Below are 26,595 nucleotides of genomic sequence, written 5' to 3' on the forward strand. Positions count from 1 at the left end.
AAGCGTCACGGTTGTACATGCAGCCAAGGCGTTATTGATGGAGCGGTAGTTCAGTCGGTTAGAATGCCGGCCTGTCACGCCGGAGGTCGCGGGTTCGAGTCCCGTCCGCTCCGCCATTATCCTGCAGAACGGCACTTGATGATTGAATTTGCCGTTGAAGTATGACTGATGTGGGTGGTTAGCTCAGTTGGAAGAGCACCAGCCTTACAAGCTGGGGGTCACTGGTTCGAGCCCAGTACCACCCACCATGCGGAGCGGTAGTTCAGTCGGTTAGAATGCCGGCCTGTCACGCCGGAGGTCGCGGGTTCGAGTCCCGTCCGCTCCGCCATTTCAGTTAACGGATATTAACCTCGAGATACGATATCTCGGGGTTTTGTCGTTTTAGGCCCCCCGCCTGAGCGCTGCATTCGAGCGCTTCTTCCCACTGGTTTTGTCCCGTCTTTCCGCTCATTCCCGTCCAGCTGCGCCCTTGGTCGAGATTGTGTATTGGCTGCCCTTCGCTACAATGTCATACAGTTGTTTGAATCGCGTCCAAGCGAGGCCCTGACCGTGACCCATTATCCGCACTTGTTCCGACCGCTCGAGCTCGGTTCCCTGACGCTCAAGAATCGTGTCCTCATGGGCTCGATGCATACCAATCTCGAAGAGGCTCCTAATGGGTTCGCCAGGTTGGCGGCCTTTTATGGCGAACGAGCAAAGTCAGGGGTGGGACTGATCGTGACCGGCGGGATTGCGCCGAACCCCGAAGGCGCAGTGTTTCAGAGCGCCGCCAAGCTGACTACGCTCGAAGAGAGTCGACTGCATCGGCAAGTCACCGCGGCCGTGCATGCCGAGGGGGGCCGGATCTGCATGCAGATACTCCATGCCGGCCGCTACGCCTACTCTCCTGATCTGGTGGCGCCGACTGCGCTTCAGGCCCCCATCAATCCTTTCATGCCGCGTGCGTTGTCGACACATGAAGTCGAGCAGCAGATCGAGGACTACGTGAACTGTGCCCGGCTGGCTCGGGAGGCGGGTTACGACGGTGTCGAGATCATGGGCTCGGAGGGCTATCTGATCAACCAGTTCATCTGCCCGCGTACCAACCATCGTGACGATGAGTGGGGCGGTGATTTCTCGCGCCGCATGCGCTTTGCGGTGGAGATCGTCAGCCGCGTGCGACAGGCGCTGGGCACCGATTTTCTGGTCATCTTTCGTTTGTCGATGATCGACTTGGTCGAGGACGGCAGCAGTTGGGAGGAGGTCGTGTCCCTGGGCAAGGCCATTGAGGCGGCCGGAGCCGATCTGATCAACACCGGAATCGGTTGGCACGAGGCGCGCATCCCTACCATCGTGACCAGCGTACCCCGCGCGGTGTTCACCGACGTCACGCGACGCCTGAAGGCGGAGCTCGACGTGCCACTGATCACCACCAACCGCATCAACATGCCCGAGGTGGCGGAAAGGGTGCTGGCAGAAGGGCACGCCGATATGGTGTCGATGGCGCGTCCCTTCCTTGCCGACCCTCAATGGGTCTATAAAGCGGCCCAAGGACGCAGCGAGGAAATCAATACCTGCATCGCCTGCAACCAGGCCTGCCTGGATCATACCTTTCAGGGCAAGCTGACCTCCTGTCTGGTCAATCCGCTTGCTTGCCATGAAACCGAGCTGGTGGTTGCCCCGACCGCAGCGCCGCGGCGTGTTGCGGTAGTGGGGGCAGGGCCGGCAGGACTGGCATGCGCGGTCACTGCCGCTCAGCGTGGACATCGGGTCACGCTTTTCGAACGCCAGGCTGAAATCGGCGGTCAGTTCAACTTCGCCCGGCGTATTCCCGGCAAGGAGGAGTTCGATGAGACGGTGCGTTACTACAAGGTCATGCTCGACAAGACAGGCGTCGAGTTGCGCCTTGATAGCGATGCCGACGTTCAGTTGCTGAAAGGCTTTGACAGCGTGGTGCTGGCCAGCGGTGTCAGACCGCGCGAGCTCTCGCTACCCGGCAGCGACCATCCCAAGGTGATCGCCTATCCCCTGGCAATCATGCATCCCGAGCGGGTCGGTCGGCGGGTGGCAATCGTCGGTGCGGGGGGCATCGGTTTCGATGTGGCGGAGTTGCTTACCCATGCCGGGCATCCCACCCTGGATGCCCATGCCTGGTGCGATGAATGGGGGGTGGATCTGTCCGTCAGCGAGCGCGGCGGAATGAAACCCCCGCAGCGACCTGAGACGCCGCGCGAGGTAACGCTGCTGCAGCGCAAGTCGTCGAAACCCGGTAAGGGATTGGGCAAGACCACCGGTTGGGTCCACCGAGCCTCGCTCAAGCAGCGTGGCGTGACAACTCTGGTGGGCTGCGAATATCTGAAGATCGATGACGACGGGCTGCATCTGAGTGTCGACGGCGAGGCGCGCGTGCTGTGCGTGGACAGCGTCGTGGTCTGTGCCGGGCAGGAATCGGTGGTCGATCTGGTCGAGCCGCTGAAATCCGCAGGCATCGATGTGCAGGTGATCGGTGGTGCCTACGAAGCGGCGGAATTGGATGCCAAGCGGGCGATTAGTCAGGGCACTCGAGTCGCTGCCGACCTGTAGGCGCAGTATGCGCTCTGGTTCAATCGGGGCAGGATGCCGTTAGGCTGCGCTAGTGTTAGGCTAAATGCATGCGCCATGCCTTGCCTGACCGGAAATGATAGCCGCCGTTGGGGTGTCGGCATGGTGGCTCCTTCCGTTTCCGGCATTCATACAAGGATCCAAGCATGGCCTTCGACCGTACTCCCCGCTTCTTGGCCAGCGATAACACCTCGGGCATCTGTCCCGAGGCGCTCGATTATCTGCTCAAGGCAAACGCTTGCGACGACATGGCGTATGGCAACGATGCCTGGACTCATAAGGCGGCGGATCGTTTCCGTGAGCTATTCGATTGTGACTGCGAAGTGTTCTTCGTTTTCAACGGTACGGCAGCCAACTCGCTGACCCTGGCGGCCATGGGCCAGAGCTATCACAGCGTGATCTGCCATGAACTGGCGCATATCGAAACCGATGAGTGCGGCGGGCCGGAATTCTTTTCCAATGGAGCGAAGCTGCTGACCTGCTCGGGAGAAGACGGCAAGTTGACCCCCGAGGGCATCGAGCGTCTGGTCACGCGGCGTAGCGACATTCATTATCCCAAGCCCCGGGTGGTCTCGATTACCCAGGCGACCGAAGTGGGCACCGTCTATTCACGCGAAGAGCTGTTGGCCATCCGGGCCACCGCCGACAAGTATGACTTGCATGTGCATATGGACGGAGCGCGCTTCGCCAATGCCTGCGCGGCTCTCAACGCCTCGCCGGCCGAGCTGACCTGGCAGGTCGGCGTCGATGCCTTGTGCTTTTCGGGAACCAAGAATGGCTTGCCGGTGGGCGAGGCGATCATCTTCTTCAACCGCGAGCTGGCCGAGGACTTTGCCTACCGCTGCAAGCAGGCTGGCCAACTAGCGTCGAAGATGCGGTTTATTGCCGCACCCTGGCTGGGGTTGCTCGAAACCGGTGCCTGGCTCACCAACGCCGCGCATGCCAACGCCATGGCCCGCTATCTTGCCGAAGGGCTCGCCACGCTGCCTGGCGCCAAGCTGATGTTTCCCGCTCAGGCCAACAGCGTGTTCGTTAGCCTGCCGGTGGAAGTGCTCGAGGCTCTTCGTCAGCGTGGCTGGGCGTTCTATACCTTTATCGGTGCGGGCGGCGCACGTTTCGTCTGTGCCTGGAATACCACGCGTGAGCTGCTTGATGCGCTGCTGGAGGATATCCGGGAGGCGTTGGCCAGCATGTGACTGGCCGCCTCATCACCCCTGCGCTTTCCTTGCGTCCCTTCCTCCCGCGTCGCTGGCGTCGGCTTTCGTGAATAGCTGACATTGTACGAAAGCGTGATGCTCGCCAGCGGTGTGGCAATACGAAAGCATGAAACATCCTGGCGGGTTTCAACGAAACAATCGCGGCGCGATGCGTTCTGACTCATGGAGGGGACGCACTGCGTTGAATCTTAAATGCCATGCCCATCTACGCCAGTCTTCCTTCATCCGTCTACTCTGATACATAACCAGCCGGAATCCGGACGTTAGTCAGCGACTGGTGGTCGCGATAAGGAGGCTTTCCATGAGCATCTTCGAACATGTGCAGAACCGCTATGAACAGGTTCAGCAGGAAGAGATGAGTCTTCAGGAATATCTGGAACTCTGTCGTAAGGACCCCAAAGCCTATGCGTCGGCGTCCGAACGAATGCTGGCTGCCATCGGTGAGCCGGAGGTCATCGATACGGCCAAGGATCCTCGTCTGTCGCGGATTTTCTCCAACAAGGTCATTCGTCGCTATCCGGCATTTTCCGAATTTCACGGCATGGAGGAGGCCATCGAGCAGATCGTGGCCTATTTCCGCCACGCCGCGCAGGGGCTGGAGGAGCGCAAGCAGATTCTCTACCTGCTGGGGCCGGTGGGGGGCGGCAAGTCTTCATTGGCGGAACGTTTGAAGCTGCTCATGGAGCGGGTGCCTTTCTATGCCATCAAGGGCTCGCCGATGTTCGAGTCGCCGCTGGGCCTGTTCTCTCCCGAGGAGGATGGCGAGCAGCTCGAAAAGGAGTACCACATTCCCCAGCGCTATCTGCGTGCGGTGATGTCGCCCTGGGCCGCCAAGCGACTCAAGGAGTATGGCGGCGATATCTCCAAGTTTCGTGTAGTGCGCCTGTATCCCTCCCGGCTTAATCAGATTGCCATCTCCAAGACCGAGCCGGGCGATGAAAACAATCAGGACATCTCCTCGCTGGTGGGCAAGGTCGACATCCGTCAATTGGAACTCTATTCCCAGGACGATCCCGATGCCTATAGCTTCTCTGGCGGGTTGTGCAAGGCTAACCAGGGGTTGATGGAGTTCGTCGAGATGTTCAAGGCGCCGATCAAGGTGCTGCATCCTCTACTGACCGCAACGCAGGAAGGCAACTACAACCCTACCGAGGGCATGGGGGCCATTCCTTTCGATGGCATCGTGCTGGCCCACTCCAATGAGTCCGAGTGGCATCAGTTCCGCAACAATCGCAACAACGAGGCGTTTCTCGACCGTGTATATATCGTCAAGGTACCGTACTGCCTGAGAGTCTCCGAAGAGATCAAGATTTATCAGAAGCTGCTCGAGCATTCCTCGCTCGATCAGGCGCCTTGTGCCCCCGACACCCTGCGCATGCTGGCCAAGTTCACGGTGCTTTCGCGTCTCAAGGAGCCGGAGAACTCCAGCGTCTACTCAAAGATGCGCGTATATGACGGTGAGAACCTCAAGGATACCGACCCCAAGGCCAAGTCGATCCAGGAGTACCGCGACGGGGCGGGCGTGGACGAGGGGATGGATGGCCTGTCGACGCGTTTCGCCTTCAAGATCCTTTCCAAGGTCTTCAACTTCGATACCCATGAGATCGCCGCCAATCCGGTGCATCTGCTTTACGTCCTCGAACAGCGCCTCGAGCAGGAGCAATTGCCCAAGGAAACTCACGAGCGTTATCTGCGCTACATCAAGGAGTACCTGGCGCCGCGCTACGTGGATTTCATCGGCAAGGAGATCCAGACCGCCTATCTCGAATCCTATTCCGAATATGGCCAGAATATTTTCGACCGCTATGTGACTTACGCTGACTTCTGGATTCAGGATCAGGAGTATCGCGACCCGGAAACCGGCGAGCTGTTCAATCGCCAGTCTCTCAACGAGGAGCTGGAAAAGATCGAAAAGCCGGCCGGCATTTCCAATCCCAAGGATTTTCGTCACGAAGTGGTCAACTTCGTGCTACGTGCCAGAGCTCAAAACAATGGCATGAATCCCAGCTGGCAGTCCTACGAGAAACTGCGCGGTGTGATCGAGAAGAAGATGTTCGCCAATACCGAGGAACTGCTGCCGGTTATCTCCTTCAATGCCAAGGCCTCCACCGCCGATCAGCGCAAACATGAAGATTTCGTGGCGCGGATGGTCGACCGCGGCTACACCGAAAAACAGGTCCGGCTGCTCTCGGAGTGGTACCTGCGTGTACGTAAATCGCAATAAGGCGAAGCCCAGACTGGGCGCCGTCATGAATTGAGCGCGTTTCGCGACCGCGGCATTTGCAATACGAGGATCGTGTCGCTTCGGGAGTTGTCGTCCGGCAGCTCCAGGAGGTCTTGGTAGGTAACGCGCAGCGGAGGTCAACATGAGCTACTTCATTGACCGCCGGGCCAATGCCCGGCACAAGAGTGCGGTCAACCGTCAACGTTTCCTGCAGCGTTATCGCACCCACATCAAGCGCTCCGTGGAGGAGGCGGTCAATCGGCGCTCGATTACCGACATGGAGCGCGGTGAGAAGGTTTCGATTCCGGCACGGGACATTTCCGAGCCGGTATTTCAGCATGGCCCCGGGGGGCAGCGCACCATCGTCAGCCCAGGAAACAAGGAGTTCGTCGAGGGGGATCGGTTGCGGCGCCCTGGTGGCGGCGGCGGTGAGGGTGGAGGCGAAGGCAGCGCCTCCAACCAGGGGGAAGGCATGGATGAATTTGCCTTCACGCTGTCGCGAGAAGAGTTTCTGGATTTCGTTTTCGACGGACTCGAACTGCCCCACCTCGAACGCAAGCAACTGGTCGACCTCGAAGAAGTCAAGCCGGTACGGGCAGGGATCTCGCGCGACGGCGTGCCGGCGCGCATCAATATCGTGCGGTCGATGCGTGAGGCCCAGGCGCGACGCATCGCCATGCGCGCGCCCATTCGTCGCGCACTGCGCGAGGCGCAGGAGGCTTTGGAGGCCGAGGAGCGTAAAGACCCGGTATTGCGAAATCCTTCTCGCGTGGCGGAACTCAAGGCGGAGATTGCACGCCTCGAGCACCGCCTGGAGGCGGTACCGTTTATCGATACCTACGATTTGCGTTACAACCACTTGGTCAATCAGCCACAGCCGTCGAACAAGGCCGTGATGTTTTGCGTCATGGATGTATCGGGTTCCATGACCCAATCCCACAAGGACATCGCCAAGCGTTTCTTCCTATTGCTCTATCTGTTTCTCGAGCGCAGCTACGAGAAAGTCGAGCTGGTATTCGTGCGCCATCACACCGCCGCCAAGGAGGTCGATGAAGAGGAGTTCTTCTATTCGCGGGAGACGGGCGGCACCATCGTATCCAGCGCCCTGACGCTGATCGATGACATCATTACCGAGCGTTATCCGCCCGGACAGTGGAATCTGTATGTGGCGCAAGCCTCGGATGGCGACAATTGGGATGACGATTCCACCACCTGCCGTGAACTGTTGGCCAAGTCGTTGATGCCGCGCTTGCAGTATTACACCTATGTCGAGATTACCCCGCATGCCCATCAGGCGTTGTGGGAGGAGTATGAGACGGTGCAGGACGACTATCCCGAGCGCTTTGCCATGCAGCAGATCGTTCAGGCAGGCGACGTCTATCCGGTCTTTCGCGAACTCTTCCGCAGCCGCGCCCAGGCCTGAGCATAGCGCCGGGTGGCGTGTGTCCGGCGAGTAGCATCCTTCGAGGAGGGTCCATGACAAAACGCATACCGCTTGCCAGCGGTTCCGACTGGAACTTCGAGGTGCTGACCGAGTTCGAGCGCGAGATTGCCCGCCTCGCCGACGAGTACCGCCTCGATACCTATCCCAACCAGATAGAGGTCATTACCTCGGAACAGATGATGGACGCCTATGCCAGTGTGGGCATGCCGGTCGGCTATCACCACTGGTCCTTCGGCAAACAGTTCCTGTCCGTGGAGCAGGCCTATCGGCGCGGGCAAATGGGACTGGCGTATGAGTTGGTGATCAACTCCGATCCATGCATCGCCTATCTGATGGAAGAAAACACCCTGATGATGCAGGTGCTGGTCATGGCGCATGCCTGCTACGGCCATAACTCCTTCTTCAAGGGCAATTACCTGTTCCGTACCTGGACCGACGCCTCGGCAATCGTCGATTATCTGGTGTTCGCCCGCAAATATGTCGCCGAGTGCGAGGAGCGCCATGGTGTGACCGCCGTGGAACAGTTGTTGGATGCCTGTCACGCATTACAGAACTACGGGGTCGACCGCTACAAGCGTCCTTCGCCGATTTCGGCCGAAGAGGAGGCGCGCCGTCAGCAAGAGCGAGAGGCGTATCTGCAGACCCAGATCAATGCCTTGTGGAGTACGATCCCAGTGCCGACGGAGTCCGCTGCACCTGATGCCGGGCATGACGAGGACGATCCGCTGGGACTGCATCGGCGGGGCCGCTATCCCGCCGAGCCTCAGGAGAACCTGCTGTATTTCATTGAAAAGAACGCGCCGCTGCTGGAACCCTGGCAGCGGGAAATCGTGAGGATCGTCAGGAAGCTGGCTCAGTATTTCTATCCGCAACGTCAGACCCAGGTCATGAACGAGGGATGGGCCACGTTCTGGCATTACACGCTGATGAACCGCATGTACGATGACGGCCTGGTCGACGAGGGGTTGATGCTCGAGTTTCTCCAGTCGCACACCGCAGTCGTCAATCAGCCCGATTTCGACAGCCCCTACTACAGCGGCATCAACCCCTATACGCTGGGGTTCGCCATGTTTTCTGACATCAAGCGGATCTGTCAGGCGCCGACCGACGAGGATCGCGAATGGTTCCCCGACATTGCCGGCAGCGATTGGCTGGAGACGGTCCATTTCGCCATGCGTAACTTCAAGGATGAATCCTTCATTCAGCAGTTCCTGTCACCCAAGGTAATCCGTGACTTGAAGTTGTTTGCATTGGTGGACGATGATCGTGACGAGATGCTGACCATCGAGGCTATCCATGACGAGCGCGGCTATCGGCAGGTACGCGAGGCGCTGTCGGTTCAGTACGCATTGTCGGTACGTGAACCCAACATCCAGATATGGGAAGCGAATATCCGCGGTGACCGTTCCCTGATGCTGCGCCATGTCCAGGATCGTCGCCGGCCGTTGGGCAAGAGCGTCTACCCGGTGATGCGCCATCTGCACCAGTTATGGGGATTTACGGTCAGGCTGGAGTCGATGGAAGAAGAGGCGGTGGTAAGGCGCTATCAGTGGCCCTTGCCCGACGAAGAGCGGATCTAGCCGGTTGGTGTCGGTGAGGGAGTACAGAGATAACAGAAAATTGCGCCGGAGCGTTCCGGCGCAAGGAGTATTACGGTTTCTTGGTCCAGGATTGACACCAGCCCTGTGGCTCGACGCTGTGTTGGGGAAAGAGCTGGCAGCCATGGTTGGCTTCTACAAAGAACATGCAGTTGGCGCAGTGCTCGCCTTCCGAGTAGGCCGGATGATCGCTGGCCTGGCTGGCATCCGTTACATAATTCAGTGCCTTGGCCTGCGGGTTGTCGGGGTCGAGCGGTGTCAGTTCCTGAGCTAGGGCGCGTTGCGATAGTATCCCGGCCCCCAGGGGCAGGGCGGCGAGGCCGAGAAGGCTGTGACGCACAAAATCACGGCGGCTTTGGTTGGCCATGGTATCTCCTTTTTTTCGTTCTTCACTTACACGGTAGACGCGGTGACTCCACTGGCAATGCCACTTGCCGAAGATGTGATGACACAGCGGTCGGCGGTATTCCGCTCTTGAATAAAACGACCCGAGATCGAGCCTCACCGCGTTATTCACGGTGAATTTTTGTACCGAGACCTCTACACTTGCATCCTACTTCACGCGGGTGCGACAGGGCGAGATGCTCCCTGATTCTGCGGCAATCCGTCGCGCCGCGGCGAGCCTTATTCTCGGGACAAGAGTCTATGAAATATACAATCTTGACGACCCCCTTGGGCGAAATTCTGCTGGCGGGCGATGAACGGGGATTACGCCATCTGCGCTTGCCTCGGGGAGAGGCCCCCGCCGAGCCCGAACCGACTTGGGCGCGGGATGACATTGCCTTGGCGGAGGCGGGACGTCAGCTACTGGCATACCTTGACGGACGTCGGCGCAGTTTCAGCATTGCGCTGGCGCCACAGGGCAGCGTTTTTCAGCGTGAAGTCTGGGCGGCGCTACTGCGGATTCCCTATGGCCAGACATGTACCTACGGCACGCTAGCCAAACGATTGGGACGCGAAGGGTCGGCTCGTGCTGTGGGGGCCGCCAATGGTGCCAATCCTCTACCATTGATTATTCCCTGCCACCGGGTGGTGTCCTCCCGAGGCATGGGCGGCTACAGCGGCGGAGAGACGTTCAAGCGCCGCTTGCTGCGCCTGGAAAATGCCGCTTACGCGAACTGATATACTGCCACCCTCGGCTGGCGAAGCCTTGCGCTGGCCTCAGAATGTCGACGAGCGACGGGAGAGAACGAGATGCAGAACGCGGTGATTCTGATCGATGTGGAGAAGGGCCAGGTTCGGCCGGTGGCTCAACGCCTGGCCGAGGTCGAGGGGATCAGCGAAGTCTATTCCACTTGTGGACGTTACGACCTGGTCGCCATTGCCCGTACGCGTGACTTCGAAACGCTGGCGGAACTGGTCACGGTTCGCCTGATGGCGGTCGAGGGCATTCGCGATACCGAAACCCTCAACGCCATGCAGGTCCATTCGCGTCACGACCTGGAAACCATGTTTTCCGTGGGTCTCTGATTGAATACTTTGGATTGCCGCTCCGCTGATGCCCGTGCGTGAGGGACGGTAGGCATGTTCCTGCGAAGTCATGGCAGGACACGATTTGTAAGGTGCATCGGCTGCAATGATCGCAAGTATTACATGGCAGGTTCGCCGCCTGGTCAGGGCCGGCGGGATTTCACTGGTTTTCGCTCTGGTCGGCAGCGGGCTATGGTATTGGCAGGAGCGTGATTACCGCGACCAGCTCAGCTGGATGGGCGTGCCGGAATGGCAGACGCCCCGCTGGGATACGGTTCATCGCGTATTGCGTAACGAGGGGTTTCTGGTCGGCTGGTCGGATATACGCGTCAGTCCCTTGTGGGCGAGCTACTACCTGCATGAGGTTGACAACCCCCGCAGCGGAAATCGCCCTGACGGTTTCAAGCAAGACTGGCGCTCGCTATGGCCGGTGATCTCGGACGACTATACGCACAGCGGTTATGACCGGGGACACCTGGCGCCCAACTATGCGATTTCCGTCGTGCATGGCCGTGAGGCCCAGCTACAGACCTTCCTGATGACCAACATCACCCCGCAGCGCCCCGACTTCAACCGACGTCTTTGGCAGCGGCTGGAAGAAGCGGTCATGGATGACTTCGTGCCGCGCTTCGGAGGTCTCTGGGTGGTCACCGGCCCGGTCTTCGGCGATGACTTCTTCCATCGGGTCGGCTTCGTGCAGATACCACAGGCGTTCTACAAAATTCTGGTGGTGCCGGGCAAGACCACGCATGTCCTGGCCTTTCTGGTGCCGCAAAACGTTCGCGGCAACGAACCGCTGGACCGTTATCTGGTGAGCATCGACGAAATCGAGGCGCGCACGGGGCTCGACTTCTTTCCGAGGTTGCCGGAGGCGGCCGAGCGGGTGCTGGAAAGCGGCATTCACCGTGAAGGCTGGGGGTTGGAGAAGATTGCCAAGCGACCGGGACGCTACCAGTGAGCGCAGCCGTGGCGGATACCACGCTGGCATTTCGATGAAGCCGTGGGCCATGCGCGGCACTTCTACGGACTCCACCGCCACGCCGGCCGTTTGCAGGACATCTCGATAGTTCTGTCGGCGCGGCCTGCTTCCCGCGGACTTGCCGCGCCGTCCGGTGGGGGTCAGTCGACCAGCATCAGGGCATCCAGGGCGAGCACGCCCTGGTCCTTGGGATAGACCATGACCGGGTTGAGATCGATCTCGGCGATTCGCGGCTCGGCCTGCATCAGGGTGCCCAGGCGTACGACCAGCTCAGCGAGGGCGCGGACATCGCACTCGGGCTTGCCGCGATGACCTTTCAGCAGCGCCGCGCCATGGAGGCGATCCAGTTCGCGCATGACCGCTGGAACCGTGAGATCCGCCGGCAGCAGGCGCACGTCGCGCAGTACCTCGGCGGCAACTCCGCCGAAACCGACCAGGATGACCGGCCCCCATTGCGGGTCGTGGCGGGCACCGACGATCATCTCGCAGCCGGGGGTGCTCATGCGCTCGATCAGGATGCCGTCGATATCGGTGCCCGGCGCGAGGCGGGCCAGATCGTCGTGCATGCGTTGCCACGCCTGGGCCACGGCCGCATCGCCTTCGACCCCCAGGATTACGCCGCCGACATCGCTCTTGTGACTCAGCGCGGGGGACTGCGCCTTGAGGGCGACCGCACCCCGCAGGCGTGTGGCGATGGTTCGTGCCTGACCGGCCGAGGTGGCCAGTTCGCCCTCGGCGAAGGGGATGCCGAGCGGTCCCAGCAGGTGTTTGGCCTGGTATTCGGGGATCACGCCCGCGCGTTCGGGCAGCGCCAGCGACAATGACGCGGGTGCTGCAACCTCGAAGTTGCGCTCGGCCAGGTGCCGCAGGCGGGCGAGGGCACGCAACGCGCGCTCGTGGCTGGGGAAGTAGGGCACGCCAAGCGCACGCAGCTCGCTCACGTACTCCTCGGGGATGACCGCTCCTTCGTCGAGGCCGGCACAGACGACGGGCAACGTCGGCCGATGCTCGCGAACCGCTTGCAGCACCGGCGGCAGCTTGATCCGGCAGGTGACCGGATCGGTCTGGATCAGGCCGATCATCACTGCGCCGAAGCGGGCATCGGCGAACAGCGCCGTCAGCGTACGCTGATAAATGTCCGGGTCCACCAGCCCCTGGGCGGTCAGGTCGAGCGGATTGCTCACTTCGACGAAGGCCGGCATGGCCTCGCGCAGTGCCGGCGAGTCCTCGGCGCCGATCTGCGGCAGTGGCAGCTCTAGCGTTTCGCAGAGATCGAGACACAGGGCCTTGAACGCGCCGGATTCGCCCAGAATCGCGGTGCCGGCGCTGGGCAGGCGCGGGCAGCGCAGGGCGATTTCGGCGATGTCGCCGAGCTCCTCGAGGGTGTCGGCGAGTACCACGCCGGCACGTTCGACCAATGTCCGCATCACCGCATGATCGCCCGCCATGGCGCCGGTATGGGTGGCGGCGGAGGCACGGGCGGTACTGCTCTTGCCCGGATGCAGCAAGATCAGACGCTTGTTCCGGTCCCTGGCCTGTCGGGCCAGTGTCAGCAGCCGCCGTGGCTGACGGAACTGCTCGGCGATCATCGCGATCACCGGCGTGCCCGGATCCTCGAGCAGATACTCGAGATAATCCTCGAGATGGCTGGCCGCCTCGTTGCCGGTCGAAATGGCGTAGGAGAGCGGTAGGTCGCGGCTGGCGATCGTGGTATTGAGCACCGTCATCATCGCACCACTCTGAGAGAGAATGCCGATCGCCGGATGCTGGCGGTGACGCGCGGCCTCGTCGACGCTGATCGCGACCTCGATGAAGGTCAGTGGCAGACGCTGGCGGTAGTGAATACAGCCCAGGCAGTTGGGGCCCTCCACCAGCATGCCGGCTCGTGCGGCAATGCGGGCGATCTCGCGCTGCTGTGCCAGCCCTTCCTCGCCGGCCTCGGCGAAGCCGGCGGAGAAGATCACGACCGCCCCGACACGACGCTCGGCCAGCTCACGAACCGCATCCAGCACGGCTGGCTGGGGAATCGCCAGCAACGCTACGTCGACGCCTTGCGGCAGTGCCGCGATCTCGTTCAGGCAGGGACGACCGCCGATTTCGCTGCGCTTGGGATTGATCAGGTAAATGTCGCCGCTGTAGGCGTTACGCTCCAGATTGCCGAGCACCGAGGCGCCCAGCGCGCCGGGCGTCGCCGAGGCGCCGACGATGGCGATCGAGCGCGGTGTCAACAGGCGCTTCACCGCGCCCTCGGGCGGACGCTTCGGCGCCGCGTTCGATGAGTCGAACATGATGGTGACTCCTCTCGGTTGTCGTCATTCGTCGCTGTGCTGGGAGCGGTCGTAGGCGCCCAGGCCGGGCTTGTAGCGCTTCTCGTCGAGGAACTGCTTGAGCCCTTCGTGACGCCCGCTGTCGTCGTAGCTGTTGGCAGCTTCCTGAGCACGTACCAGATAATCCTCGGCATTGTCGTAGGTCATCTCGCGCACGCGGCGCAGCGCATCCTTGGTCGCCTTCAGCGCAATCGGATTCTTCTCGAGCAGGACCTTGGCGACTTCGGTGACTCGTGTCTCGAGCCTTGCGAGCGGTATGGCCTCGTTGACCAATCCCCACTCGGCGGCAGTGGCGCCGTCGATCGGCTCACCGGTCATGGCGTGGTACATCGCGCGGCGGAAGGAGAGCAGTTCCACGGCGACCTTGGAGGCGCCGCCGCCGGGCAGGATACCCCAGTTGATCTCCGACAGGCCGAACTTGGCTTCTTCGGCGGCGAAGGCCAGGTCGCAGGCGAACAGCGGGCCGTAGCCGCCGCCGAAACACCAGCCGTTGATCATGGCGATGGTCGGTTTCTGGTACCAGCGCAGGCGGCGCCACCAGCCATAGCTCTCGCGCTGGGCCTTGCGGGTGCCGGCGAGGCCGTGGGCTTCGGTATCGCGAAAGTACTCCTGCAGGTCCATGCCGGCGGTCCAGGCACTGCCTTCGCCGGTCAGCACCAGCACGCCGACGTCATCGTCGAACTCCAGTTCGTCGAGGACGTCCATCATGCGTCGGTTGAGCGCCGGGCTCATGGCATTGCGCTTATCGGGGCGGTTGAACTTCACCCAGGCGATGCCGGATTCGATGGTGTAGGCGACGGTGTCTTTTTCGTGCTGCGATTCCATGGAAGTACCTCGATATGGTGTCAGGTGATTGAGTGGACGATTCGGGCGATAGCCAGACTTTCGATGGTCAGACTTTCGATGGTCAGTACGTATATGGCTGGTGGTTCGGGAGCTAAGAGGCACCCGGGACGCCGGCGCAGACCGCTTGTCGTTGCCCCGGGAGCTCATGCTCAGAACGGATAGGCCGGCGGCGCATCCTTGATCGTGACCCACTGCCAGTGGGTGTACTGCTCCCAGTCCGCGGGGCCGCCGACGCTGGTGCCGTTACCCGAGCTGCCGGTACCACCGAACGGGTTGACCGCCTCGTCGGCGACGGTCTGGTCGTTGATGTGCAGCAGCCCGGTGTCGAGCCGTTCGCCGAGCGCCATCGCGCGGCCGACCGAGGCCGACAGGATGCCGGCGGAGAGGCCGTAGTCGGTGGCGTTGGCCAGAGCCACGGCGTCATCGTCGTCGTCGAAGGGGATGATGTTGGCGACCGGGCCGAAGATCTCCTCCTCGAAGGCGCGCATTCCCGGGCGCACGTTGGAGAGCACCGTCGCGGCGTAGAACAGCCCGTCGTGGGTACCGCCGGCTTCGATCACCGCACCCTCGGCGACGCTCTCGTCGACGATCGTCCTGACGTGGTCGAGCTGGCGCTGGTCGATGATCGGTCCCAGTGCGACCTGCGCCCTGGCAGGGTCGCCTACCGGCAGCTGTCTGGCCTTGTCGGCGAGACGCCGGGTCAGCTCCGCGGCGATGCTGCGCTGGACCAGGACGCGTCCTGTCGCCATGCAGATCTGCCCCTGATGGAAGTAGGCCCCGAAGGCGATGGCCGAAACCGCCTGATCGAGATCGGCGTCGTCGAGCACGATCAGTGCGTTCTTGCCGCCGAGTTCCAGCGAGACCTTCTTCAGATGGCGCCCCGCCAGTTCGCCGATTTTGCGTCCGGCGGCGGTCGAGCCGGTGAAGGCGATCATCGGTACGCCCTTGGCCTCGACCAGGGCCTGGCCGGCGTCGGCACCCCCCGGCAGTACGTGCAGCAGCCCCTTGGGCAGCCCGGCGGCGGTTAGTACCTCGGCGATCACGAAGCCGCCGGCGTAGGGTGTGCGCGGATCGGGCTTCACCACCACGGCGTTGCCCACGGCGAGTGCCGGTGCCACCGAGCGCAGCGACAGGACCAGCGGGAAGTTGAACGGCGAGATCACGCCGACGACGCCCAGCGGCAACTGCCGCGCCAGACTCATGCGGCCCGGAGTACTGGGGAGTACCTGCCCCGTCGCCTGCAGCGGCATGGCGGCGGCACGCTGCAGCAGTACGATGGCTTCGCGCACCTCGTGTTCGCCCTTGGGCAGGATGGCGCCCGTTTCGCGGGCGATTCGGTTCGCCACCTCGATCGCGTTGTGCTCGAGCAGCGCGGCGGCGCGATGGAAGACGGCCGCGCGCTCACGCGGTGGTGTCGCCGCCCAGGCACGCTGGGCCGCGATGGCCTTTTCCACGGCCCGGGTGACATCCTCGGCACCCGCCTTGCCGACCCGATGCAGCATCTGGCCGGAGCCCGGCTCGATGACGTCCAGAGGCTCCGGGGCATCGATCCAGTCGCCGTCGAACAGCTTGCCGTGCCAGCTATCCGGATGCGGGAAAGTCGGTGTCGTCGTGCCGTTCATGCAAATCTCCTCGTGTCGCTGTCGAGCGTGGATTGCCTGTGAGGGCCAAGGATGAGAGTTAGGAGGCTCTGCTTGGAGTCGTCGGCCACGTACTCGCCGTTGGCGTACTTGATCGCGTTCAGGTGGGAGAGCCGGCCGCACTGCTGGAAGGGCCAGCCGGGGGCGGTGCGACCGAAGGCGTCGAGAAGGCGGGGGGCGCCGGTGTGTATCCCGGCTCTGAGTTGTACCGTCTGAGGCACTACCTGGGCTTGGGCCATCGGCACTCGGAGCCCGGACACACCCAGTAGTAGACACGCGGACAGCAGACTGCGCGGCCCTGGCGTCAGGGCAGCTTTTCCAGCCTGTCCAAGCCCTGCAGCAGCGCCTCGCCATGCTCGGCGCCGATGTGTGCCAGCAGGCGCGCCTCCATGCGCTGCACCGCTTTTTCGGCATGCTCCAGCAGCGATTTGCCGGCGGCACTGAGGTGCAGATGCTGCATACGCCGGTCCTGCTGGCCTCTGACCTGATGCAGCAGGTCGCGCTTCATCAAACGGGCGACCACGATCGCCAGATTGGGCGGCGACACGTCCAGCACTTCGGCCAGTTGCCGCTGATTGGTGCCGGGGTTGGCATCCACCAGTACCAGCAGCGAGAAGTCGACCGGTTTCAAATCGAAGCGCGCCACACAATCCAGAAACTGTCGACGGATTTGCAGCTCGGCCCGGGTGATCCGGAAGCCGAGAAATTGCGTCAGGCGCGACTGGTCGAGTGGATCGTGATCGTCGGGAATCATGGTATACGAACGCTACCTGCCATTGTGTGTGATCCGGGCCGTTGTCCAGGACAACGGTCAAGCATCGCGTCGTGGGCTCATCCCCTGAACCGGTGCGGGAGTGGTTCAGGACGCTCGGTGTGTTGTCATCATAGCGGGTCGTGAGTCGGGAATGGCGTGAGAAGGTTTGTTTTAGCATTGTTTTATCCCCAGCGAGGGCGCTGATCGGGTCATCGTCAGGGCTCGTGGAGCCTCTGCGTTCTCTCTCTCGGCCGAGTACATCGTCGGGCGTGCAAGCGAGTATTGAGGGATAATTAGTTATTGGAAATAATCATTATGTATAATAACTAATCGCCGAGACGTCGATGGTCGGGCGTCCGGAAGGCGTTGCGTCGGACAAGATCCGTGAGCTGCACGAGGATGAGGCGGATAAGCAGGCGTGAGGGTTAACGAAGATAAAGAGAAGGGAGAGATGAGTCGAGAGTGGGCGAGGCCAAGCGCTCGAGCGACGCTGAGCAAGCAAGTGCCTACGATAGCGTGAGGGGCGATCCCGTATCGTCGGTTGCCATGTATCGCCAACGACTAGAAGATGGCCACTAGTCAGCTGCAAAACAACGTTCGTCTGGATGAATATCCGGCAGCGGTCGTGACGGCTTGGAGCGTTATAGGGAAAAGCTGAGGGAGAAAGAATCGAAACCGGGGATGTTTCGATGTGCATGACACGTTGGTGCCCAGAAGAGGACTTGAACCTCCACGTCCGTAAGGACACTAGCACCTGAAGCTAGCGCGTCTACCAATTCCGCCATCTGGGCAATACGATATCTACGTGAACTCAGCTGTAACTGCATGACGACGATGGTGCCCAGGAGAGGACTTGAACCTCCACGTCCGTAAGGACACTAGCACCTGAAGCTAGCGCGTCTACCAATTCCGCCACCTGGGCGCGTCATGAGCATGTCCGATTGGTGCCCGGAAGAGGACTTGAACCTCCACGTCCGTAAGGACACTAGCACCTGAAGCTAGCGCGTCTACCAATTCCGCCATCCGGGCGAACATGTCGAGCTGATTTTCAGTTGCCTTAGGTTCCGCGTCGTAAACCTGTATTAGCGGTTCCTGACATCTCATCATATGATATGAGTCATCTGGTGCCCAGGAGAGGACTTGAACCTCCACGTCCATAAGGACACTAGCACCTGAAGCTAGCGCGTCTACCAATTCCGCCACCTGGGCAAGGCGCGATGCATATTACCGATTCCTTGCCTGAATGCAAGAGGCAAATACGTGCCGGAGCGGAAACATTTTCTTCGCCAAACAGCCGATGGTTGGGTCTGCCAGTTGTCAAGGCTATACTGGCAGGCATGACATCAAATATCTGCTCGCGAAATCACGGCCGCTGCTTCTCGCACCCTCGTCTTCAAGGAAGTTGTTTTATATGAATCATTGGACGCTCAGTGACGATCCGCATGCGGAACGTGAAGCCAAGAAATATGACCAGCCTGTTCCCAGTCGCGAATACCTTCTGGCGCGCCTGGAGGAGTACGGCAAGCCCATTACGCACGAAAACATGAGTCGTATGCTGGGCCTCGAGGATGAGAATCAGACCGAGGCCGTGCGTCGCCGGCTGGCCGCCATGGAGCGTGATGGCCAGGTGTTGCGCGACCGGCGTGGCGCCTACGCGCTGATCGACAAGCTCGACCTGATCAAGGGGCGCGTACAGGGCCACCGCGACGGCATGGGGTTCTTGATTCGCGATGACGGCAAGAAACCCGACCTGGTCCTGCCGCCGCGTCAGATGCGTCGCGTCTTCGACGGCGATCATGTGCTGGCCCGTGTCAGTGGGCGTGATCGGCGTGGCCGCGACGAGGCCACGATCGTCGAGGTCATCGCCCGCAATACCCAGACGCTGGTCGGTGTCTATCGCCAGAACACCGCCGAATTTGCCGTGCTGATCCCCGAGAACTCCCGCATCGCCCAGGAAGTCATCGTGCCGCATAGCGCCAGCGGCGGTGCCAGGGATGGACAGATCGTTTCGGTACGCATTACCCAGCAGCCCGATACGCGGATACAGCCGGTCGGTGAAGTCGTCGAAGTGCTCGGCGAGCGCATGGATCCGGGGCTCGAGATCGATATCGCGATCCGCTCGCATGACATTCCGGCGGTCTTTCCGCCCGAAGTTGAGCAGGAAATCGCCGGCATGTCCGCCGAAGTGCTGGATGCCGACAAGACGGCACGTATCGACTTGCGCGATACACCGCTCGTGACCATCGACGGCGAGGACGCCAAGGATTTCGATGATGCCGTCTGTGCATGGAAAACCCGCTCCGGCAGCTGGAAGCTATTGGTCGCGATTGCCGACGTTTCGCACTATGTACGCACCGGCAGTGCGCTGGATAATGAGGCTTTCGTCCGCGGCAACTCGGTTTATTTCCCGGGACAGGTCGTGCCGATGCTGCCCGAGCTGCTGTCCAACGGCCTGTGTTCACTCAACCCGCAGGTCGATCGACTGACGCTGGTTTGCGAAATGAATATCTCGCAGACCGGGGCGATCAGCCGCTTCAAGTTCTATGAGGCGGTGATACGTTCGCATGCCCGCCTGACCTATACCGAAGTCGGGGCGATGCTTGAGACACCCGACAGTCCCGAAGGGCAGGCGCTGCGTGAGCAGTACCGGGATCTGGTACCGTCGATCGAGAACCTGCACGGCCTGTATCAGGTGCTGCGTGCGGCGCGCAGCGAGCGCGGTGCGATCGACTTCGAGACCACCGAGACGCAGATCCTCTTCAACGAAGAGCGCAAGATCGAGAAGATCGTCCCGCGGACGCGCAACGATGCGCACAAGCTGATCGAGGAGTGCATGCTGGCGGCCAACGTGGCCACGGCGCGCTTCCTCGATAAGCATGACCTACCGGCGCTGTATCGCGTTCACCAGCCGCCCGCGCCCGAGCGGCTCGAGAACCTGCGCCTGTTCCTGGCCGAGCTGGGATTGACGCTGGGCGGCGGAGACGATCCCGCGCCCAAGGATTACCAGAATCTGCGCGCGGCGATCAAGGATCGTCCCGACGCCGATATCATCCAGACCGTGATGTTGCGCTCGATGAGCCAAGCGGTCTATTCGCCGCACAATGAAGGGCATTTCGGCTTGGCCTACCAGGCCTACGCTCACTTCACCTCGCCGATTCGGCGCTATCCCGATCTGTTGATTCACCGTGCGATTCGCTCGGTGATCCGTGGGCCGCGCCAGACCTCCAACGTCATGCGTGCCGAGGGGGCGCCGGTAGAAAAGCCCAGCAAGTGGTGCCCTTACACGTTCGAGCAGATGGTCGAACTGGGCGAGCACTGCTCGATGACGGAGCGCCGCGCCGATGACGCGACGCGCGATGTGACGGACTGGCTCAAGTGCGAGTTCCTCTCCGATAAGGTGGGCGACGTCTTCGAGGGCACGATCGCGGCGGTCACGCAGTTCGGCATCTTCGTGCGCCTCGATGACGTTTATGTCGAGGGGCTGGTGCATGTCACCGGTCTGCCTTCCGATTATTACCATTACGAGCCCGAGAAACACCGCCTCAAGGGCGAGCGTGGCGGAATCTCCTATCGTCTGGGCGACGGCGTAACGGTCCAGGTGGCGCGTGTCGATCTCGATGACCGCAAGATCGATTTCGAGTTGGTCGATGCGCAGCCGCGGGCTCGTCGCCAGCCGCGGCGTCGCAAGCCGGGGCTGGAGGCGCCGGAGGTCGTGAAAGAGGCTAGCGCTGACAAGCCGACGCCGCGCAAGCGTAAGCAGCGTCCCGGCAAGCAGGAGCGTCAGGGGCAGGAGGCGGGAACGGAGGCCAGTCGCGGGCGTCGCTCACGGAGCCGGGGGCCTCGCAAGCCGAAAGGCGGTGACAAACAGTGAACGACAAGCGTCATGTAAACGCCAAGAGACATGTCAGGCGCAAGGAGACGCGTCAGAATGTCGCTGTTCCCGGCGGCCTGGAGCCCGTTTATGGGGTGCATGCCGTACAGGCGTTGCTCGCGCGTGGCGAAGCGCCCCGTGAGATATGGGTGCAGGCGGGGGATGCCGAAGCACGTCTGGCCGAGCTGCTTGAGCAGGCGCGCGCGCAAACGGTACGCCTGTCTACGGTGTCTCGCGAGGTGCTTGACGACCTGGCCCGGGGCGCTGCGCATCAAGGCGTGATCGCCTTCTGTCCACCGCTGAGCATGGAAAGCGAGGAGTCGCTGTGGTTCAAGCTCGGGGCCTGGCCGCTCGCAGAACCGCCGCTTCTGCTGATTCTCGATGGCGTGACCGATCCGCACAATCTGGGAGCCTGCCTGCGTAGTGCCGATGCCGCTGGCGTGCATGGCGTGATCGTTCCCAAGGACAAGTCGGCGTCACTCAACGCGACGGTACGCAAGGTCGCCTGCGGCGCTGCCGAAGTGGTGCCCATCTACCAGGTCACTAACCTGGCCCGCGCCATGGCGCGGCTCAAGGAGCAGGGCGTGTGGATCACCGGAACCGCCGGCGAGGCGGAGTCGCTTCTCTATGCCGGCGATTTTACCGGCCCTTGTGCGCTGGTCATGGGGGCGGAAGGCAAGGGCCTGCGGCGCCTGACCCGTGAGGCCTGCGATAGTCTGGTCAAACTGCCTATGGCGGGAAGCGTCTCGAGTCTCAACGTCTCGGTCGCTACCGGTATCTGTTTATTCGAGGCCATGCGACAGCGTTCGCAGCGACAGGAACCGGGACTAAACGCCGCTCTTTGAGCCCGCGAAGGATTACTGCTGTTGCCGGTTGCAACGCAAGGGGCGGATCACTACAATTATGCGGCTGTTTTGAGAACGCGGGTCAGTTCAGTCGAATTGGCCCGCGCTTGTTTTGCGTGCAGTTATGAGTGGCTGACTCGTGACACAGCAGCGGCTGGGGAGTGGCTCGTCACCGAACGATCCGGCCTCCGGTGCAATACTTCCATTTCACTCCTTGCTTCCAGCGGCGCAGGTCTTGCCGCCTCATGGAAGCTGTCAAACCGCAAGGAGCTATCATGCGTCACTATGAAATCGTGTTCATGGTCCATCCGGATCAGAGCGAGCAGGTTCCGGCCATGGTCGAGCGCTATACCAGCGTGATCACCGAGAATGGCGGCACCGTGCATCGCCTTGAGGATTGGGGGCGCCGTCATATGGCTTACCCGATCAACAAGATCCACAAGGCCCACTACGTGCTGATGAATGTCGAATGCAGCGGCGAGACACTCGATGAACTCGAGAACATCTTCCGCTTCAATGACGCCATCATCCGTAGCCTGGTCGTGCGCTGCAAAGAAGCGATCACCGAAGCGTCTCCGATGATGAAGCCGACCGAAGAGAAGAGCCGTCGGCGCGACGACAAGTCCGACCGCCCCCGGTCAGAGCGCTCTGAAGAAACCGCTGAAGCCAACTGATCCGCATTCACCAGGAGAAATATCCCATGGCACGTTTTTTCCGTCGCCGTAAGTTTTGCCGCTTCACCGCCGAAGGCGTGAAGTACATCGATTACAAGGATATCGATACGCTCAAGGCCTACATCACCGAGACCGGCAAGATCGTTCCTAGCCGTATTACCGGTACCAAGGCCCGTTATCAGCGCCAGCTGTCCACGGCTATCAAGCGCGCCCGTTATCTGGCGCTGCTGCCCTACACCGACAGCCACCAGTAAGCTGCCACACGCGATGCTGGCCCTGGCCCGATGGATGATGCGCGGCACCCCGTATGCTGTGGGGGCCGCGGCGATTACCGCTCTGATCCCCTGGCTGTTCTGGTTCAGTGCGGCCACCGTCGCTCTGGTGACGCTGCGACGAGGCTTGGGGCCGGGAATACCGGTGCTGATAGCCGCTGCGCTACCTGCTGGCTGGTGGTGGATGCAAGGGGATGCCGTGCCGTTGGCCAGCGTCCTGCTTGTCACCCTGATGGCAACGGTATTACGCGCCAGGCTGCGCTGGAGCGATGCCTTGATTGCTGGCACCTTGGTCAGTGCGGCCATGGTTCAGCTGGGCATCTTCCTGCCGCCCGGGGGCGCGGGCCCGCTGCTTGAGCAGCTGCGTCAGAGTTCTCCGGAAATAGACCGCATGCTTGGCGAGCTGACGGCCCAGGGCGTTTCCACCGAGCAGCTCGCAGGTCTGTTGATCAGTGGTGTGACGGGGCTGGTGGTGTTGCTCGCCGCGACGGCCTGTCTAGCGCTGGCTCGCAGCTGGCAGGCGGGACTCTATAATCCGGGCGGTTTTCGTAGTGAGTTTCATGCGCTGCGTCTGTCCGGCAAGGAGTTGCTACTGCTCGTCGCCGTCGGGGGGGTGGGTATGGCTTTTTCCATGCCCGCCGCCGCCATGCTGGCCTGGGTGCCGTTGCTCGTTGCCGGTGTCGCGTTGGTACATGGTTGGATTGGTTTGAAAGGGATGAACGGGCTGTGGTTGGTTGGCTTTTATGCATTACTGCTGACCACCTGGCCTACGATTCTGATTGTGCTGTTGCTGGCCGTTATTGACACCTTTGCGGATTTCCGCAGTCGTCTGGCCCGCAGCGATTGACAAGAGGTTAACGAGATGGAAGTCATTCTGCTCGACAAGATTGGCAAGCTGGGCGCCCTGGGTGACAAGGTCACCGTCAAGCCCGGTTACGGCCGCAATTATCTGGTGCCTTACGGACTTGCCGTACCGGCAACGCGCGATAACGTAGAGGCTTTCGAGGCCCAGCGTGCGGAACTGGAAGCCCAGGCGGCGGATCGCAAGAGCGAAGCGGAAGCCCGCGCCGCTCAGCTGTCCGAAATCGAACTGTCACTGGTGGCCCGTGCCGGTGATGAAGGCAAGCTGTTTGGCTCCATCGGCGCGCGTGACCTGGCTGAGGCCATCGCTCAGGCGGGTATCGATATCGCCAAGAGCGAAGTGCGCATGCCGGAAGGTCCGATTCGTCAGACTGGCGAGTATGACATCGCGCTGCAACTGCATGCCGAGGTCTCTGCCACCGTACGTGTGGTGGTTGTCGCCGAGTAAGCAGTCGCGTTACTGACGCTCAAGGTACCAAGGGCGCGGAGGCTATCCTTCGCGCCTTTTTTATTTGTTCTCCTCTTGCCAGCGCATTTCGTGTTATGACAACACCGCGCCCCAAGGCTTGGTAGAATAGCGCGGCATGCAACAGGCAATGTCGCGGCATAATTTGTCGAGAACCGTCCATGAGTGAACTCGCTGAGCAGGATCTTGAAACCGCTTCCCTCAAGGTGCCGCCGCACTCGCTCGAGGCCGAGCAGTCCGTGCTGGGCGGCTTGATGCTGGACAACAGCGCTTGGGACACGGTGTCCGAGCGCCTGGTGGCCGACGATTTTTATCGTTATGAGCACCGCTTGATCTACAACGCCATGACGCAGCTTGCGGATAGTAGCCATCCGATGGACGTGGTGACGCTTTCTGAGGCGCTGGAAAATCGCGATCATCTGGAGAACGTGGGCGGGCTGGCGTATCTGGCCGAGCTGGCACGCAACACGCCGTCCGCAGGAAATATTCGCGCCTACACCGATATCGTTCGCGAGCGGGCTACGTTGCGCAAGTTGATCCAGGCCGCCAATCAGATCGCCGAGGGGGCTTTCAGCCCTCAGGGGCGCCCCGCCGACGAATTGGTCAACGAGGCCGAGCGGCTGGTGTTTCAGATCAGTGAGTCGCGGCCCAAATTCGGTGGCCCGGTGGGCATGAGTCAGCTGCTCAGCAAGGCCGTCGACAGGATCGACGAATTATTTAACATGAAGGGGCAGATGACCGGTCTCTCCACCGGCTTTCGCGATCTCGACGAGATGACCTCGGGGCTGCAGCCGTCGGATCTGGTGATCATTGCTGGCCGACCGTCAATGGGTAAAACCACCTTCGCGATGAATCTGGTCGAGCATGCGGTGGTCTCGGGGGACAAGCCGGTCGTGGTGTTCTCCATGGAAATGCCGGGCGAGGCGCTGATGCTGCGCATGATTTCGTCACTCGGGCGTATCGACCAGACGCGTGTGCGTACCGGGCAGCTCGAGGATGAAGACTGGCCGCGGCTGACCTCGGCGGTCAACCTGCTTAAGGACAAGTCCCTGTTTGTCGACGATACCCCGGCGCTGTCGCCCAACGAGTTGCGCTCGCGGACTCGCCGGTTGGCCCGTGAAAACGGTGGCATCGGCTTGATCATGATCGACTATTTGCAGTTGATGCAGGTGCCGGGCATGTCGGAGAACCGCACGGCGGAAATTTCCGAAATCTCCCGCTCGCTGAAGGGGTTGGCCAAGGAGTTCAGCTGCCCGGTAGTGGCCCTCTCCCAGCTCAACCGCTCCTTGGAGCAGCGCCCCAACAAACGCCCGGTAATGTCCGATCTGCGCGAGTCGGGGGCCATCGAGCAGGATGCCGACCTTATCGCCTTCGTCTATCGCGATGAGGTCTATAATTCCGACAACCCCGACAATAAGGGGCTCGCGGAGCTGATTATCGGCAAGCAGCGTAATGGGCCGATCGGCACCGTGCATATGGCCTTCATTGGCAAATACACACGCTTCGAAGATCTGGCCCCGGATAGCTACGGCCAGCATTTCGGTGAGTGATACGATTCTTGAGCCTCGCGGCTAGACCCTTATAATGCCGTCCTTATCACGATGGCGTAAGGAGACGATATGGCAGGTGGATTTCGACGCGGCAACCGCAATCGGGCGCCCAAACTGGAAGCACGGGGACAACTGGAAAGCATTGAGCGCGAAGGGCCATTCAAGGAGTGGCTGGGGATGCCGGACCTGTATCGCTTCATGCTGGTCGTGGACGGTGAAACTTACAGCTACCAGACAGAAGATGCGGAATTGCCGGTAGAGGTCGGCAATCGCGTCGTGTTTCGCTACAAGGAAACCAAGGCTGGCAAGTGGGTCGACCGTAACTCCTTGGGGGTAGCCATCGACCCTTCCTCCTACCAACGCGACTGAACGCCGCCGTGGCTGGCTATCGGTCTGTCGATGGCCAGCATATATGAATGATGGTATTCCTCCTGTCTGTCTTGCCTCTCGCCAGAGGCATGCCTGATGCTTCGCTCATTCGCGCCGGGTGATGGCATTATTCTGATGTTGAAAGTTACGTATTTGAATGCTATGCCTTTTTTCAGGCAAGCGGCCACGACGTGCCAACATAAAATTGTCATCTTTGCGCGTTAGGGTGTCGGACACCGCCGACATCGCATACGTTACGACATGGAGGGAACCATGGAAATTTCTCAGCTTAAACACTTTGCGCAACACCATGAGCATTTCGAGATATGCGTGATCAGTCACGCTGGAAGCCGCTACTATCAGGTTGAACTGGAAGACATTGACGCTAAGCGTCATCTGCTCACCCAGCGTGGCAAGCCGATGCTGTTTCGCACATTGGACGACGTATATGGCGAGCTTAAATGTGCGGGGATTCGCCGCGCCTATCTGGTTCAGCACATAGCCAACGATGATGCCGTCTGCGGCGAAGTCGCCTATCAGACACCGCTGTCGTCGCGTGTCCCCTTGGCGTTCTGATGTACGTTTGGCAAGCCTGTCCTTGGCTTGCC

General features: G+C 61.1%; 22 protein-coding genes and 7 tRNA genes. 20 read left to right on the top strand and 9 right to left on the bottom strand.

Annotated elements, in window-relative coordinates:
* Positions 1–39 precede the first annotated feature (39 nt).
* The 8 genes from ACW4DH_RS11885 to ACW4DH_RS11920 all read left to right on the top strand — a co-directional run bounded on the left by ACW4DH_RS11885 (position 40) and on the right by ACW4DH_RS11920 (position 9,045).
* Positions 40–116: transfer RNA gene (locus ACW4DH_RS11885), tRNA-Asp, on the top strand.
* A gap of 56 nt (positions 117–172) precedes the next feature.
* Positions 173–248, top strand: a tRNA-Val gene (locus ACW4DH_RS11890).
* A gap of 3 nt (positions 249–251) precedes the next feature.
* Positions 252–328 (top strand) — tRNA-Asp (locus ACW4DH_RS11895).
* Between the two features lie 221 nt (positions 329–549).
* Positions 550–2,562, top strand: a complete 2,013-nt coding sequence (locus ACW4DH_RS11900) for an FAD-dependent oxidoreductase (protein ID WP_459636611.1) — start codon at positions 550–552, stop codon at positions 2,560–2,562.
* Positions 2,563–2,726: 164 nt separating this feature from the next.
* Positions 2,727–3,776 (top strand): threonine aldolase family protein, encoded by a 1,050-nt coding sequence (locus ACW4DH_RS11905; RefSeq protein WP_459636612.1) that lies wholly within the window; start codon positions 2,727–2,729, stop codon positions 3,774–3,776.
* Positions 3,777–4,098: 322 nt separating this feature from the next.
* Positions 4,099–6,021: a PrkA family serine protein kinase gene (locus tag ACW4DH_RS11910; protein WP_459636613.1), complete on the top strand. Its 1,923-nt coding sequence runs from the start codon at positions 4,099–4,101 to the stop codon at positions 6,019–6,021.
* 142 nt (positions 6,022–6,163) lie between these two features.
* A complete protein-coding gene (locus ACW4DH_RS11915) occupies positions 6,164–7,444 on the top strand; it encodes a YeaH/YhbH family protein (RefSeq protein ID WP_459636614.1) in 1,281 nt (426 codons plus the stop codon).
* Between the two features lie 53 nt (positions 7,445–7,497).
* Entirely contained in the window at positions 7,498–9,045 is a 1,548-nt protein-coding gene (locus ACW4DH_RS11920) for a SpoVR family protein (protein WP_459636615.1), read from the top strand.
* A 70-nt stretch (positions 9,046–9,115) separates the two neighbouring features.
* Here ACW4DH_RS11920 and ACW4DH_RS11925 read toward each other — a convergent pair whose 3' ends face one another.
* Positions 9,116–9,430 (bottom strand): high-potential iron-sulfur protein, encoded by a 315-nt coding sequence (locus ACW4DH_RS11925; RefSeq protein WP_459636616.1) that lies wholly within the window; start codon positions 9,428–9,430, stop codon positions 9,116–9,118.
* Positions 9,431–9,708: 278 nt separating this feature from the next.
* Here ACW4DH_RS11925 and ACW4DH_RS11930 point away from each other — a divergent pair, with 278 nt between their 5' ends.
* The 3 genes from ACW4DH_RS11930 to ACW4DH_RS11940 all read left to right on the top strand — a co-directional run bounded on the left by ACW4DH_RS11930 (position 9,709) and on the right by ACW4DH_RS11940 (position 11,491).
* Positions 9,709–10,185, top strand: coding sequence for a methylated-DNA--[protein]-cysteine S-methyltransferase (locus ACW4DH_RS11930; RefSeq protein WP_459636617.1), 477 nt, complete (start codon positions 9,709–9,711; stop codon positions 10,183–10,185).
* Between the two features lie 72 nt (positions 10,186–10,257).
* Positions 10,258–10,533, top strand: coding sequence for an Lrp/AsnC family transcriptional regulator (locus ACW4DH_RS11935; RefSeq protein ID WP_459636618.1), 276 nt, complete (start codon positions 10,258–10,260; stop codon positions 10,531–10,533).
* Positions 10,534–10,639: 106 nt separating this feature from the next.
* Entirely contained in the window at positions 10,640–11,491 is an 852-nt protein-coding gene (locus tag ACW4DH_RS11940) for a DNA/RNA non-specific endonuclease (RefSeq protein ID WP_459636619.1), read from the top strand.
* 161 nt (positions 11,492–11,652) lie between these two features.
* On the opposite strand, the gene ACW4DH_RS11945 is transcribed toward ACW4DH_RS11940, so the two are convergent.
* The 8 genes from ACW4DH_RS11945 to ACW4DH_RS11980 form a co-directional block, all read right to left on the bottom strand.
* Entirely contained in the window at positions 11,653–13,800 is a 2,148-nt protein-coding gene (locus ACW4DH_RS11945) for an acetate--CoA ligase family protein (RefSeq protein ID WP_459636620.1), read from the bottom strand.
* A gap of 24 nt (positions 13,801–13,824) precedes the next feature.
* Positions 13,825–14,664 (bottom strand): p-hydroxycinnamoyl CoA hydratase/lyase, encoded by an 840-nt coding sequence (locus ACW4DH_RS11950; protein WP_459636621.1) that lies wholly within the window; start codon positions 14,662–14,664, stop codon positions 13,825–13,827.
* Positions 14,665–14,834: 170 nt separating this feature from the next.
* Positions 14,835–16,448, bottom strand: a complete 1,614-nt coding sequence (locus ACW4DH_RS11955; protein WP_459636622.1) for a benzaldehyde dehydrogenase — start codon at positions 16,446–16,448, stop codon at positions 14,835–14,837.
* 181 nt (positions 16,449–16,629) lie between these two features.
* Entirely contained in the window at positions 16,630–17,079 is a 450-nt protein-coding gene (locus tag ACW4DH_RS11960; RefSeq protein WP_459636623.1) for a MarR family winged helix-turn-helix transcriptional regulator, read from the bottom strand.
* A 704-nt stretch (positions 17,080–17,783) separates the two neighbouring features.
* Positions 17,784–17,870, bottom strand: a tRNA-Leu gene (locus tag ACW4DH_RS11965).
* 44 nt (positions 17,871–17,914) lie between these two features.
* Positions 17,915–18,001, bottom strand: a tRNA-Leu gene (locus ACW4DH_RS11970).
* 20 nt (positions 18,002–18,021) lie between these two features.
* A tRNA-Leu gene (locus ACW4DH_RS11975) sits at positions 18,022–18,108 on the bottom strand.
* A gap of 93 nt (positions 18,109–18,201) precedes the next feature.
* Positions 18,202–18,288, bottom strand: a tRNA-Leu gene (locus tag ACW4DH_RS11980).
* Between the two features lie 202 nt (positions 18,289–18,490).
* Between ACW4DH_RS11980 and rnr the strand changes: the two genes are divergently transcribed.
* From rnr to ACW4DH_RS12025, 9 genes are all read left to right on the top strand, one after another.
* A complete protein-coding gene (rnr, locus tag ACW4DH_RS11985; RefSeq protein WP_459636624.1) occupies positions 18,491–20,950 on the top strand; it encodes a ribonuclease R in 2,460 nt (819 codons plus the stop codon).
* A 95-nt stretch (positions 20,951–21,045) separates the two neighbouring features.
* Entirely contained in the window at positions 21,046–21,795 is a 750-nt protein-coding gene (gene rlmB, locus ACW4DH_RS11990; RefSeq protein WP_459636674.1) for a 23S rRNA (guanosine(2251)-2'-O)-methyltransferase RlmB, read from the top strand.
* Between the two features lie 275 nt (positions 21,796–22,070).
* Complete coding sequence (gene rpsF / locus ACW4DH_RS11995; protein ID WP_459636625.1) at positions 22,071–22,469, top strand: 30S ribosomal protein S6; 399 nt, start codon at positions 22,071–22,073, stop codon at positions 22,467–22,469.
* Between the two features lie 26 nt (positions 22,470–22,495).
* Positions 22,496–22,723 carry a 30S ribosomal protein S18 gene (gene rpsR, locus ACW4DH_RS12000; protein WP_297460623.1) on the top strand — a complete coding sequence of 76 codons (228 nt, stop codon included), beginning with the start codon at positions 22,496–22,498 and terminating at the stop codon, positions 22,721–22,723.
* Positions 22,724–22,736: 13 nt separating this feature from the next.
* Positions 22,737–23,588, top strand: coding sequence for a hypothetical protein (locus ACW4DH_RS12005; RefSeq protein ID WP_459636626.1), 852 nt, complete (start codon positions 22,737–22,739; stop codon positions 23,586–23,588).
* Between the two features lie 15 nt (positions 23,589–23,603).
* A complete protein-coding gene (gene rplI, locus ACW4DH_RS12010) occupies positions 23,604–24,050 on the top strand; it encodes a 50S ribosomal protein L9 (protein ID WP_459636627.1) in 447 nt (148 codons plus the stop codon).
* A gap of 179 nt (positions 24,051–24,229) precedes the next feature.
* Complete coding sequence (gene dnaB, locus ACW4DH_RS12015; protein ID WP_459636628.1) at positions 24,230–25,618, top strand: replicative DNA helicase; 1,389 nt, start codon at positions 24,230–24,232, stop codon at positions 25,616–25,618.
* A gap of 69 nt (positions 25,619–25,687) precedes the next feature.
* Positions 25,688–25,987 carry a hypothetical protein gene (locus tag ACW4DH_RS12020; RefSeq protein ID WP_459636629.1) on the top strand — a complete coding sequence of 100 codons (300 nt, stop codon included), beginning with the start codon at positions 25,688–25,690 and terminating at the stop codon, positions 25,985–25,987.
* 273 nt (positions 25,988–26,260) lie between these two features.
* Positions 26,261–26,563 (top strand): DUF6482 family protein, encoded by a 303-nt coding sequence (locus tag ACW4DH_RS12025; protein WP_459636630.1) that lies wholly within the window; start codon positions 26,261–26,263, stop codon positions 26,561–26,563.
* The last annotated feature ends 32 nt before the right edge of the window (positions 26,564–26,595 follow it).

This window comes from Halomonas sp. WWR20 (assembly GCF_054602495.1).